This is a genomic window from Pseudomonas alcaligenes (assembly GCF_014490745.1).
Taxonomy (GTDB): Bacteria; Pseudomonadota; Gammaproteobacteria; order Pseudomonadales; family Pseudomonadaceae; genus Aquipseudomonas; species Aquipseudomonas alcaligenes_C.
This window is the reverse complement of record NZ_LZEU01000001.1, coordinates 2,482,617-2,494,978: the sequence shown is the minus strand read 5'-3', so window position 1 is coordinate 2,494,978 and position 12,362 is coordinate 2,482,617. Positions and strand designations below refer to the sequence as shown.

The window sequence follows — 12,362 nt, the reverse complement described above, 5'->3', positions numbered from 1 at the left end:
ACATGAGCGAGCCGAGCAACGAGCTGGAACGGGAATCCATCGTGCTGCGCATTCTGTGGATGCTGCTATTCGCCATCGTCTGGCAACTGGCGGAGATCATCCTCGGCGGCGTGGTGCTGCTGCAGCTGGGCTATCGCCTGTTCTACGGGGCGCCAAATGCCGGCCTGCAGGGCCTGGGCGACAGCCTCAGCCAGTACCTGCAGCAGATCGGCCGCTTCGGCAGCTTCAATACGGAAGAGAAACCCTGGCCGTTTGCCGACTGGCCGACCCCGCGCGCCCCGGAAAACAATGAGCCGCACAGTATCCCGCCGGCGCCGCACCCGGTGCGCGACGAAGAACCCAAGCTGTGAAGCTGTGGCTGCTGCGCCACGGTGAGGCGCAGCCGCATGCGCGCCGTGATGCCGAGCGGGCGCTGACCGAGCATGGCCGCAACGAAGTGCGGCAAAGTGCCGAACGCCTGCGCGGCCGGCCCTTGCAGCGCATTCTGGTCAGTCCCTATGTACGGGCCCAGCAGACGGCCGAGCTGGTGTGTGAACACCTGGGCCTCGACCTGCCGCTGACCACCCTGGACTGGCTGACGCCGGACGATTCGCCGCGCGATGTGGCCAACCGGCTCGACCAGTATCCCGCCGACGAATTGCTGATCGTCAGCCACAACCCCCTGCTCGGCGCCCTGGCCGGACTGCTGGTGCATGGCCACCTGCAACTGCCATTTCCCCTGCGCACCGCCAGCCTGGTCGGCCTCGAAGCCGAGCTGCCGCTGGCCGGCCTGATGCAGCAGATCGAGCTGTATCACCCGCGCTAGAGCCTGTACGCCCGCAGATACATTTCTTCACTTGCACTGCCTTGTTGCCCGTGGAATATTCGACCAAGCAAGTGCTTGGTTGCTCCCTGTGACAATAAAAACAACAAGGAGGCCCCGTGGCCAGTGCAGTCCGTTTACCGCTCGAAGTGTTTTTCGAGCGCGAGTCGCGTCACCCGAACAAGACTTACCTGATCCAGCCCCTGGGCAATGGCCAGGTCGAGGAACTGACCTGGTCCGAGGTCGGCGAGCAGGCACGGCGGGCGGCCAGTTGGTTGCGCAGCCTGGAGCTGGAGCCGGGCAGCCGCATCGCCATCATCTCGAAGAACTGTGCGCACTGGATCATCACCGATCTGGCCATCTGGATGGCCGGGCACGTCTCGGTGCCGCTGTATCCCAACCTCACCGGCGACTCCGTGCGCCAGGTGCTGGAGCATGCCGAGGCGCGGGTGGCCTTTATCGGCAAGCTGGACGACTGGCCGGCGATGCAGACGGGTATTCCCGCCGGCGTGCCGACCGTGGCCATGCCGCTGCACCCGGCCGGCGAGTTCAGCAAGCACTGGCATGAGCTGCAGGCCTGTACGCCGATCCAGGACACCCCGCGTCCCGGCCCCGAGCAGTTGGCGACCATCATCTACACCTCCGGTACCACCGGCATGCCCAAGGGCGTGATGCACAACTTCAGCAATTTCGGTTTTACCGCCAGCCATGCCATCGAGCTGTTCGGTGTCAGCGAGGCGGATCGGGTGCTGTCCTACCTGCCGTTGTGCCATGTGGCCGAGCGCATGTTCGTCGAGCTCAACTCGCTGTACAGCGGCCTCACCGTGTATTTCGCCGAGAGCCTGGATACCTTCCTGGTCGACCTGTGCCGCGCCCGGCCCACGGTATTCTTCGGCGTGCCGCGGATCTGGACCAAGTTCCAGATGGGCGTCTATTCGAAGATGTCGGCGCAGAAGCTCGACCTGCTGCTTTCCATTCCGCTGCTCGGCCGCCTGATCGGGCGCAAGGTACTGCGCGGCCTGGGCCTGGATGCGGTGCGCTACGGCCTGTCCGGCGCCGCGCCGGTGCCTGAGGCGCTGCTCAACTGGTACCGCCGCCTGGGCCTGGAGTTGCAGGAGGTCTACGGCATGACCGAGAACTGCGGTTACTCCCACGTATGCCGCCCGGGCAAGTTCAAGCAGGGCTGGATCGGCCAGAACAATCCCGGCGTGGAAGTGCGCATCAGCGAGGAGGGCGAGGTGCTGGTACGCAGCGGCTCGACCATGCAGGGCTACTACAAGGAGCCGGGCAAGACCGCCGAGGCGATGACCGCGGACGGCTACCTGCGCACCGGCGACAAGGGCGAGCAGGACGCTGAAGGCAACCTGCGCCTGACCGGGCGGATCAAGGAAATCTTCAAGACCAGCAAGGGCAAATACGTGGCCCCGGCGCCGATCGAGAACCGCCTGGCGGTGCATTCGCATATCGAGCAGGTGTGCGTGGTCGGCGACGGCCTGCCACAGCCGCTGGCCCTGTGCGTGCTGTCCGAAGCCGGGCGCAAGGAGCCGCGCGAGCAGCTGGAAGGCAGCCTCAAGCGCCTGCTCGAGGAAACCAACCAGGTGCTGGACAAGCACGAGCAGCTCAACGGCCTGGTGCTGGTGCCGGAAGTCTGGGCGGTGGACAACGGCTTCCTCACGCCGACGCTGAAGATCAAGCGGGCTTCGGTGGAGAGCGCCTACAGCCCGCATTTCGATGCCTGGGGCCAGAAGCGCGAAGGGGTGGTGTGGCACTGAGCGCTGCAGCTTGCTAAGGCCCGCGTCCCCGCGCGGGCTGCTGGTTCCGCTCCATCCTCCCGCTCGAAGCACCTGCTCGTGAGTGCCCTGTGCCAAGCCTGTTCCGCGGGGCCTGAGCCGGCCGATCTGCTATTGTTCGCCCGCCTACAGATCGGGTGGAAGAGCATGAATCGGCGCAAGAAGATCAATCAGCTGTTAAAGGCCCACGCCAAAAAGGCCAGTGCCAAGCTGGCACCCAAGAGCAACAAACCCAAGTACATCAGCAAGGCGGATCGTCTGAAGCTGGCGGCCGAGCAAGACCTCGTCGCGCCTGCTGAAGACTGACCCGCTTACCTCTGCGATTACTTTCTCTTCCTTCACTGCTAGGACGGCGGTCTAACCACTCATTCACACGTTGGTTCAAGGATATGGACATGCGACTTCACTCGACTCTTCTTCTGCTCTGCCTGGCTGTTGCTACCGTCCATGCCGAAACATCAGCACCAGCCCAGTTGACGTTACCCAGCCAGCAGGAAGCGACCGAGGCCATCGTCAAGATGCTCGACTTGGGCGAGATGCAAGATCAGGTCACGGCCAAGCTGGGTACATGTATTGCGGCGACTGAGGCGGAGCATGCCGGGCAGGTGGCTTGCACCGTGGCTATCGGCATCGGCGCGGGCACCTCGGAGACCCAGGCGGACTTCTACCGCAGTGGCTCTACCTGGGTGGCCCAGCCCAGCAGCTCGCAAGAGAAACTGCCGTTCCCGGATCCCGCATTGTTGTGAGTCCATGCAGCTTCGCGCTCTGCTCCGAACGGTGTGTTTGAACGCAATATGAGCCGTTTCAGGCGGATAAAAAAAGCCCGGCCAAACTGGCCGGGCTAAGCACTACTCCGCAGGAGCGAAGGGGATCAGGCAATCTCTGCCAAAGCTGTAGGGGTTGTTCCCAGTTCGTAGCGAGCCGCGTTGCTGCGGCAAATTGCGCCAGGTTAGGCGCGGGACGCCGGCAATGGCATTCCCTTGCCAAGTTCCGCAACAACACATAGCGCTATTTGACGTGCAACCCGAAGGGCCGGGCCAGTTTGGGGGCGGTGCGTCGTTACTCGTCGTTCATTTGGAGTCACCAAACTTCTCTCCTCGTGCCTAGCCCTGCGCCCAAACTGGCTCCGGCGTGGCCGCGACGAACTGGGAACAGCCCCTAACCTGTTGCTGCGCGGCCACTTCGCCGATCACCAGAATCGCCGGGCTCTTGAGCTGGAAGTCGTGGGCGGCCTGCTGCATGCCGGCCAGGGTGCTGCGGCACTCGCGTTGATGGGGCAGCGAGGCGTTTTCGATCATTGCCACCGGCATGTCGGCGCGCATGCCGCCGGCCAGCAGGCTGTCGCGTACTTCCGGGAGTTTTGCTACGCCCATGTACACCACCAGGGTGGTACCGCTCTGGGCCAGGGCCGGCCAGTTGAGGCTGCTGTCGTCCTGGGTGTGGGCGGTGACCAGGGTCACACCACGGGCCACGCCGCGCAGGGTCAGGGGGATGCCGCAGTTGGTGGCGCCAGCCAGGCCGGCGGTGATGCCATTGACCATTTCCACCTCGATGCCGTGTGTGGTGAGCCAGTCGGCTTCTTCGCTGCCGCGGCCGAAGATGCACGGGTCGCCGCCTTTCAGGCGCACCACGCACTTGCCCTGGCGCGCATAGCGCAGCATCAGGCGATGGATGAACGCCTGCGGGGTGGAGCGGCAGCCGCCGCGCTTGCCCACCGGGACGATGCGTGCGTCAGGGCAGTGCTCCAGCACGGCCGGGTTGACCAGGTCGTCGATCATCACGATATCGGCCTGGTTGAGGGCTTTCACCGCCTTGAGAGTCAGTAGTTCCGGATCGCCGGGGCCTGCACCTACCAGCCAGACTTTTACGCTCATGGTTATCTCCTCAGGCGTTCACTACTGCCGGCACGCTGGCCAGCAGGCGTTTGATTTCCGGGACGCAGGAGCCGCAGCTGGTGCCGCATTTCAGCTCCTGTTTGAGACCGTTGAGGTCGAGGCCGCGGGCGATGCCGGCGCACACTGCGTCTTCGCTGACGTTCAGGCAGTTGCACAGGATCTTGCTGGCTTGCTTGCCGCTGCTGCCGGGTGGCGTGGCCAGCGGGGCGAGCAGCCAGCGGCGCAGCCCGGCGTCGGCCTGGCCGTCGCTCCACAGGCCCTTGAGCCAGTGGCGTGCGGCGGTTTCGCCGGCCAGGCGGATGCTGGTGATGCGCCCATCCTCGATGCGTATGCGCTTGCCCACGGTGCGCTGCGGGTCGTCGTAGGCCAGCACCGGGCCTTCGGCGACACCGAGCAGGGCATCGATCTGTGCCAGCAGCTCGGCTTGCGGGGCCACCGCACTGGCGGCCTTGATCAGCAGGGCCGGACGCTCGCGGCCGGCAAGGGTCAGGCTGGCGTAGGCGAAGCCCTCGAACAGCGGGCGCAGGGCCTCGAAGCGGCGCTGCACGTCGCCCTCGACCAGGGCGAAGAACTGCCAGGGCAGCTCGGCCTTGGCCACCTCGACGCTGCTGAGCTTCAGCTCCGGCTGCTTGGACAGCGGGTCGAAAGCCGGCTGGGTCAGTACGTTGGTGCCCAGGCCCTTGAGGAAGCGGTTGCCCCAGTGCATGGGCAGGTAGGCCTGGCCGGGACGTACGCTGTCGTCGGCTTGTACCGGCAGGATCAGGCCGCCACGGCGGCTGCGCAGGACGATCAGCTCGCCGGCCTCCAGGCGCCGGTTTCGCAGTTCGTCCGGGTGCAGGCTGAGCACCGCTTCCTCGGCATGGCCGAACAGCCGCGCGGCGGTGCCGGTGCGGCTCATGCCGTGCCACTGGTCGCGCAGGCGGCCGGTATTGAGCAGCAGCGGATAGCGCGCATCGCGCTGTTCCTTGGCCGCGCGGTACGGCTCGGCGAGGAACTGGGCGCGGCCGCTGGCGGTGGGGAAACGGCCATTCTCGTACAGACGCGCGGTGCCGTGCTGGGCGCCGGCCGGGAACGGCCATTGTTGCGGACCTTGGTTATCCAGGATCGCGTAGCTCAGGCCGGAGAGGTCGAGGTCGCGATCGCGGGTCAGGTGCTTGTATTCCTCGAACAGCGCTTGCGCGCTATCGAAGTCGAACAGGCTGGGCAGGCCGGGGCGGAGCTGTTGTTCCAGACGACGGGCAAAGTCACAGGTGATCGCCCAATCCGGCCGCGCCTCTGCGGGCGCTGGCACGGCGCGGCGCACATGGGTGATGCGCCGCTCGGAGTTGGTCACGCTGCCTTCTTTTTCGCCCCAGCTGGCGGCCGGGAGCAGAAGGTCGGCGTAGTGGCAGGTTTCGGTGGTGAAGAAGGCCTCCTGCACCACCACGAAGGGGCAGGCAGCCAGGGCCTCGTGGACTTTCTGCTGATCCGGCAGCGATTGCGCGGGGTTGGTGCAGGCGATCCACAGGGCCTTGATCTTGCCAGCGCGCACCGCCTCGAACAGCTCAATGGCGGTCAGGCCGGTGCTTTCCGGCAGGCTGTCGACGCCCCAGTAGCGGGCCACTTCTGCTCGGTGCTCGGCATTGCCGGCTTCGCGATGGCCGGGCAGCAGGTTGCTCAGGCTGCCGGTCTCGCGGCCGCCCATGGCGTTGGGCTGGCCGGTGAGGGAGAAGGGGCCGGCGCCGACCCGGCCGATCTGCCCGGTGGCCAGGTGCAGGTTGATCAGCGCGCTGTTCTTGGCTGAGCCTGCGGTGGACTGGTTGAGGCCCATGCACCACAGCGAGAGGAAGGAGGGTGCCTTGCCGATCAGCTCGGCGGCGCGCAGCAGGTCGTTCTGCTCGATGCCGCAGATTTCCGCCACCGCGGCCGGGCTGTAGTCGCGTACCAGGGTCTTGAGGGCGTCGAAGCCTTCGGTGTGGGCATCGATGTAGGCGCGGTCGACCCAGCCTTCCCACAGCAGCAGGTGGAGGATGCCGTGGAACAGGGCCACGTCGGTGCCAGGCAGGATCGCCAGGTGCAGATCGGCCAGCTCGCAGGTGTCGGTGCGGCGCGGGTCGACCACGATGATCTGCATGTCCGGGCGCGCGGCCTTGGCCGCTTCCAGGCGGCGGAACAGGATGGGGTGGGCGTAGGCCATGTTGCTGCCGGCAATCAGCAGGCAGTCGCTCTGCTCGATGTCCTCGTAGCTGCACGGCGGCGCGTCGGCACCCAGGCTGCGCTTGTAGCCGACCACGGCCGAGCTCATGCATAGACGCGAGTTGCTGTCGATGTTGTTGGTGCCAACCAGGGCCCGCGCCAGCTTGTTGAAGGCGTAGTAGTCCTCGGTCAGCAGCTGGCCGGAGATGTAGAAGGCCACGCTGTCCGGGCCGTGCTCGCGGATGGTCTCGGTGAAGACTGCGGCGGCGTGATCCAGGGCGTTGTCCCAGTCGCTGCGGCTGCGGGCCAGGCCCTTGCCCAGGCGCAGCTCGGGGTACAGGGCGCGGGCGTCGAGGTCGCCGGTCAGGTGCAGGGTCGAGCCCTTGCTGCACAGCTTGCCATGGTTGGCCGGGTGGCTGGGGTCGCCCTGCACGCCGAGGATCTTCTCGCCGTCGTGCTCGATCAGCACGCCGCAACCCACGCCGCAGTAGCAGCAGGTCGAGGCGGTGAGCTGGCTGGGCGGGGTGGCGGCCGCTTGCAGGATGACCTCAGACACGGGCGGCATCCTTGGCTGGGCTGGTGGCGGCATCGATGCTGGCCTGGCCGAACATCAGGTGATCACGCACGCCGCTGATGTTGGCGCTGCCGCAGATTTGCTGGAAGTACCAGCTGCCGTCCAGGGTGTCGCCGTACAGGCAGCCGCCGACCAGCACGTCGTCCTTGATCACCAGCTTCTTGTACACGCTGCCGATGGGGTCGGAGAGGGTGATGGTCTCGGTGCCGTCGCCGCCCATGAAGTCGCCGGCGGAGAACAGGTCGATACCGGTGACCTTGAGCTTGGTCGAGATCACCGAGCCCTGGTAGCGCGCGGTACCTAGCATGGCCAGGTGGTTGGCGCAGACCTTGGCCTGCTCGAACAGCGGGGCGACCAGGCCGTAGGCGATGCCGCGATGGTTGGCGCATTCGCCGACCGCATAGACGCGCGGGTCGTAGGTTTGCAGGCAGTCGTCGACCAGGATGCCGCGGTTGCACGGGATGCCCATCTTCTCGGCCAGTTCGGTGTTGGGGCGGATGCCAGCGGCCATCACCACCAGGTCGGCGGGGATCACGTCGCCACCCTTGAACTGCACGGCGCAGACGCGGCCGTTGCCGTAGTCCTGCAGCTCTTCGGTCTGCTCGCTCAGGCGGAAGTGGATGCCACGGGCCTCCAGCGCCTGTTGCAGCAGCTTGCCGGCAGTCTTGTCCAGCTGGCGCTCCAGCAACCAGTCGGCCAGGTGCACCACGGTCACGTCCATGCCGCGCTGGCGCAGGCCGTTGGCCGCTTCCAAGCCGAGCAGGCCGCCACCGATGACCACCGCGTGGCTATGGGTGCGGGCGGTTTCCATCATTTTCTCGGTGTCGGCGATGTCGCGGTAGGCGATCACGCCTTCCAGGCGGTTGCCCGGCACCGGCAGGATGAAGGGGTTGGAGCCGGTGGCGAGGATCAGGCGGTCGTATTCGGCGGTGCTGCCGTCGTCGGCGGTGACCACGCGCTTCTTGCGGTCGACGTTGATCACCTTGCGGCCCAGGCGCAGGTCGATGCCGTGCTCGCGGTACCAGTCGATGCCGTTGAGGACGATTTCATCGAAGCACTGTTCGCCGGCCAGTACCGGCGAGAGCAGGATGCGGTTGTAGTTCGGGTGCGGCTCGGCCCCGAACACGGTGATGTCGTAGAGGTCGGGAGCGAGCTTGAGCAGCTCCTCCAGCGTCCGCACGCCGGCCATACCGTTGCCAACCATTACCAGCTTGAGTTTTTTCATGCCGGCCATCTCCTGGGTAAAAATCGTGAGCAACAAAAAAGGCGTCCCGCTAGTTGCCTAGCGAGGACGCCTTTGTCCTGTCCCGATCGATCGGGGCGAGCTGCTCTTCGCCATTGAGGGGCAGGCTCTATGTCTGTGTTAACCGTGATAAGCAGAGACTGTGCCAACACGGAAAAGCGCCGTGTTTGGCTGCTTTGGAGGGTTTTTGCGGCTAGATAGCGCACCGCCCTGAGGCGGTTTGCGCTGTCATGGTGCGGTTTGTCCTGCTTTGGGGGCAGCGCTTAGCAGCCAGTCGATCAGCTCGCTGGCCAGGGCATCGCTGGCGCTGCCGAAGGCGGCGACCTGTGCGGCGACCTGGGTATCGCTGCTGCGCTGGCTGACTTCGAAGCGGCGGCTGGCGAGGATGCGCCGGCTGTTGCTGTCGACCAGTTGCGCATCCAGGCGGATCACCGCATGGGGTTGGCCGTCTTGGTATTCGCTCTGGAAGCTCAGTAGGTTGCCGAGCAGTTCCAGGTCGCTGTGCAGGTGTTGTTCGTCGCTGACCAGAGCCGGGAAGCGGCCATCGCTGCGCAGCACGGCAAGCAGGCGATCACGCAGCAGTGACGGCGCCGGGTCGGCCCAGCGCGCGCCCTTGTAGCTGCTGATGCGGTTGCCCTCCGGCAGCACGGCGATGCGTGTGCTGTCGAGCGCCTGGCTGGTTTGCGGGCGGGCGATGCTCAGGGTGCGGGTGAGCGCCACGCCGCTGGCTTTGTTGGCGAGGGTGGAGGGCGGTAGCAGGTAGGTGTCGATTGGCTGCGCCTTGGGCAGCAGCGAACAGGCACCGAGCAGGCTGGCCAGGATCAGCGGGAGAAGGGCACGCAGGGCGTGGATCATGGTTCGAACTCCTGGTTCTGTTCGCGTTCGAGCAGGGCGCCGGGGTTTTCTGCCAGGCGGCGGCCGGACTGGCGCAGTACGGCCAGGGTGGTGCGCAGCTCGGCGATGGCCGGGCCGATGTCGCTGATGCCCTGCAGGCCGCTGGCGAGGGCGCCCTGGTTGTTGGCCAGCAGTTGCTCAAGACTGCGGCTGCTGCGCTCCAGCGCGGCGACGGTCTGTTCGGTGCGGCGGAAGATCTCGCTGCCCTGTTCGTCGACTAGGCGGTTGGCCTTCTGCGCCAGGGCAGTGCTCTGCTGCAGGGTCAGATTGGCCTGGCGGCTGGCTTCGCCAAGCTGGGCCAGGGTCTGGCGGATGCCGTCGCGCTGCTCGGCGAGCACCGCGGTAGTCTGGTCGAGCTGCTTGAGGGTGTTGCCGACGTGGGTCAGGTTCTCGTCGGAGAACAGCCGGTTGGCGTTGAGCAGCAGGCTGTTGATATTGCCCACCAGGTCTTCGCCGTTGGCCAGCAGGCGTGCCAGCGGCGAGGGGTCGGCGGGGATTTCGCTGGGCTGCTCGTTGCGCGTGGCCAGGGCCGGGCTGGAGGGTGTGCCACCGTAGAGCTGGATGATGGCGTTGCCGGTGACGCCGGTGATGGCCAGGCGCGCATGGGTGTTCTGCTTGATCGGCGTCTGCGGGCCCACGCGAATGCGCACGCGCACCTTGCGCGGGTCCTGCGGGTCGAGGCTGAGCTGGCTGACGTCGCCAACCTTGATGCCGCTGTACTGCACGGCGCTGCCCAGCGACAGGCCGGTCACTGCCTCCTTGAACACCACGTCATAGAGCAGGAATTCCTTGTCGACACTGGACTTGCCCAGCCACAGGGCGAACAGCAGGGCCGCGCCGAGTGACAGCACGGTGAACAGGCCGATCAGTACGTGGTGGGCACGGGTTTCCATCAGGGTGTCTCCGAACGCAGAACCGCCTGGGCGGCGGCGCGGCCACGGGGGCCGTGAAAGTAGTCCTGGATCCAGGCGTCATCGGTGGTCTCGACCACCTCGAGGCGGTCGGCCACCAGCACGCGCTTCTGCGACAGCACGGCGACGCGATCGCAGATGCTGTAGAGGGTGTCCAGGTCGTGGGTAATCAGGAACACGCTGAGGCCGAGGGCGTCGCGCAGGGTGCGGATCAGCTGGTCGAAGGCCGCGGCGCCAATCGGGTCGAGGCCGGCGGTGGGCTCGTCGAGGAACAGAATTTCCGGATCCAGGGCCAGGGCACGGGCCAGGGCGGCGCGCTTGACCATGCCGCCGGACAGCTCGTCCGGGAACTTGTCGCCAGCGCCCACCGGCAGACCGGCCAGGGCCACCTTGAGTCGCGCCAGGTGCTCTGCGTCGCTGCGCGGTAGGCCGGCATGCTCGATCAGCGGCAGGGCGATGTTCTCCACCACACTCAGCGAGGAGAACAAGGCGCCGCGCTGGAACAGCACGCCGAAGCGCCGCTCCACCTGCGAGCGGCGTTCGGCCGGCAGGCTCAGCAGGTCTTCGCCGAACACCGTGACCCGGCCAGCGGCCGGACGCAGCAGGCCGACGATGCTGCGCAGCAATACCGACTTGCCGGTGCCGGAGCCGCCGACCACGCCGAGGATCTCGCCATGGCGGATATCCAGGTCGAGCTGATCGTGTACCACCTGTGCACCAAACTGGTTGCGCAGGCCACAGACCTCGACCAGCGCGCTCACCAGCCCATCTCCATGAAGAACAGCGCGGCCAGGGCGTCGAGCAGGATCACCACGAAGATCGATTGCACCACGCTGCTAGTGGTGTGGTCGCCCACCGACTTGGCGCTGCCGCTGGCCTTGAAGCCTTCCAGGCAGCCGACGATGGCGATCAGCATGGCGAAGAACGGCGCTTTGACCAGGCCGATGTAGAAGTGCTGCACCGGAATGTCGGTCTGCAGGATGCTGAGGAACAAGGTCGGCGACACGTCCAGCAGCAAGGTGCTGACCAGGCCGCCGCCGACGATGCCGCAGAGCATGGCGATGAAGGTGAGGATCGGTAGGCAGATCAGCATCGCCAGCACCCGTGGCAGTACCAGCAGCTCCATGGGATCGAGGCCGAGGGTGCGGATCGCGTCAATCTCCTCGTTGGATTTCATTGCACCGATCTGCGCGGTGAAGGCGCTGGCCGTGCGCCCGGCCATGAGAATGGCAGTGAGCAGCACGCCGAATTCACGCAGGAAGGAGAACGCCACCAGATGCACGGTGTAGATGGTCGCGCCGAACTGCTCCAGCACGGTGGCGCCGAGGAAGGCCACCACCGCGCCGACCATGAAGGTCAGCAGGGCGATGATCGGGATGGCGTTGAGGCCGATCTGCTCGATGTGCGCGACCAGCGAGGTGATGCGCCAACGGCGTGGCCGCCACAGGCTGTGCAGCAGGCAGACCAGGGTCAGGCCGAAGAAGCCGAGCAGAGCCTTGAGCTGGATGAACTGGCCGCTCACGGTGGCACCGATGCGTTCGAGTAGCTCGCGGGTGGTGGACGGCGGTGGCGGTGGGCAGACCACCGGCACGCCGCGTAGGGCCGCGCTCACGGTACGCAGCAGGGCCAGGCGTTCGGCGGGCAGGTCGGGCGCCTGTTCAATCAGTTGGGCCAGACGCTCGGCACCCAGCCAGTCGCTGAGCAGCGAGGCGCCGGCGGTATCTAGCTGGCCGAGCTGACTCAGTTCGAGCTGGGCTGGGGCCGGCTGGCTGGCGAGCTGTTCGCGCAGGGCTCGATAGTGGGCCAGGATCCAGTCGCCGCGCACCAGGGCGCGTGGAGGGTTGGAAGTGCTGTCCAGTTCGATGCTGCCGGCCTGCGCCATATTCATCCTGATAGGGCTGGAGCGGGCATGGCAGAGAGCCGCCACGCATTTTGGCCAGTGTAATGGACGAGCCCCTGGCTGGCGACCCGGTCAGGTTTCCGGAAATGTTGCCGGGTAACGCAGCTTAGAACCTGTTTCGGATCTTTTGAGCTAGAGCTAGGCAAGGCGAAATTGGGCGAGGACGCGGAGTTTACGA

General features: G+C 66.2%; 11 protein-coding genes and 1 pseudogene. 5 read left to right on the top strand and 7 right to left on the bottom strand.

Features of this window, described 5'->3' with window-relative positions; all coding sequences use genetic code 11:
• Nucleotides 1-2 precede the first annotated feature (2 nt).
• The 5 genes from A9179_RS11365 to A9179_RS11345 all read left to right on the top strand — a co-directional run bounded on the left by A9179_RS11365 (nucleotide 3) and on the right by A9179_RS11345 (nucleotide 3,338).
• Complete coding sequence (locus A9179_RS11365) at nucleotides 3-350, top strand: DUF4389 domain-containing protein (protein WP_187805910.1); 348 nt, start codon at nucleotides 3-5, stop codon at nucleotides 348-350.
• Nucleotides 347-805 carry a phosphohistidine phosphatase SixA gene (gene sixA / locus A9179_RS11360; protein ID WP_187805909.1) on the top strand — a complete coding sequence of 153 codons (459 nt, stop codon included), beginning with the start codon at nucleotides 347-349 and terminating at the stop codon, nucleotides 803-805. The genes A9179_RS11365 and sixA overlap by 4 nt, the downstream gene beginning before the upstream one ends.
• A 116-nt stretch (nucleotides 806-921) precedes the next feature.
• A complete protein-coding gene (locus tag A9179_RS11355; RefSeq protein WP_187805908.1) occupies nucleotides 922-2,574 on the top strand; it encodes an AMP-binding protein in 1,653 nt (550 codons plus the stop codon).
• A gap of 165 nt (nucleotides 2,575-2,739) precedes the next feature.
• Entirely contained in the window at nucleotides 2,740-2,898 is a 159-nt protein-coding gene (locus A9179_RS11350) for a DUF2986 domain-containing protein (protein ID WP_187805907.1), read from the top strand.
• 89 nt (nucleotides 2,899-2,987) lie between these two features.
• Nucleotides 2,988-3,338: a hypothetical protein gene (locus A9179_RS11345; protein WP_187805906.1), complete on the top strand. Its 351-nt coding sequence runs from the start codon at nucleotides 2,988-2,990 to the stop codon at nucleotides 3,336-3,338.
• 357 nt (nucleotides 3,339-3,695) lie between these two features.
• On the opposite strand, the gene cobA is transcribed toward A9179_RS11345, so the two are convergent.
• The 7 genes and pseudogenes from cobA to A9179_RS11310 all read right to left on the bottom strand — a co-directional run bounded on the left by cobA (nucleotide 3,696) and on the right by A9179_RS11310 (nucleotide 12,166).
• Entirely contained in the window at nucleotides 3,696-4,466 is a 771-nt protein-coding gene (gene cobA, locus A9179_RS11340) for a uroporphyrinogen-III C-methyltransferase (RefSeq protein WP_187805905.1), read from the bottom strand.
• 10 nt (nucleotides 4,467-4,476) lie between these two features.
• The gene (locus A9179_RS11335) at nucleotides 4,477-7,218 is read right to left on the bottom strand and encodes a nitrate reductase (RefSeq protein ID WP_394354728.1); all 2,742 of its coding nucleotides are present in this window, start codon (nucleotides 7,216-7,218) and stop codon (nucleotides 4,477-4,479) included.
• A 34-nt stretch (nucleotides 7,219-7,252) separates the two neighbouring features.
• Nucleotides 7,253-8,461, bottom strand: a pseudogene (locus tag A9179_RS11330) (NAD(P)/FAD-dependent oxidoreductase); the annotation flags it as partial.
• 246 nt (nucleotides 8,462-8,707) lie between these two features.
• A complete protein-coding gene (locus tag A9179_RS11325) occupies nucleotides 8,708-9,334 on the bottom strand; it encodes an ABC-type transport auxiliary lipoprotein family protein (protein ID WP_187805903.1) in 627 nt (208 codons plus the stop codon).
• Nucleotides 9,331-10,266: an MlaD family protein gene (locus tag A9179_RS11320; protein WP_187805902.1), complete on the bottom strand. Its 936-nt coding sequence runs from the start codon at nucleotides 10,264-10,266 to the stop codon at nucleotides 9,331-9,333. Before A9179_RS11320 ends, A9179_RS11325 begins: the two co-directional genes overlap by 4 nt.
• Complete coding sequence (locus A9179_RS11315; RefSeq protein WP_187805901.1) at nucleotides 10,266-11,045, bottom strand: ABC transporter ATP-binding protein; 780 nt, start codon at nucleotides 11,043-11,045, stop codon at nucleotides 10,266-10,268. The genes A9179_RS11320 and A9179_RS11315 overlap by 1 nt, the downstream gene beginning before the upstream one ends.
• On the bottom strand, nucleotides 11,042-12,166 hold the full coding sequence (locus A9179_RS11310; protein ID WP_187805900.1) for an MlaE family ABC transporter permease: 1,125 nt from the start codon (nucleotides 12,164-12,166) through the stop codon (nucleotides 11,042-11,044). The genes A9179_RS11315 and A9179_RS11310 overlap by 4 nt, the downstream gene beginning before the upstream one ends.
• Nucleotides 12,167-12,362 lie beyond the last annotated feature (196 nt).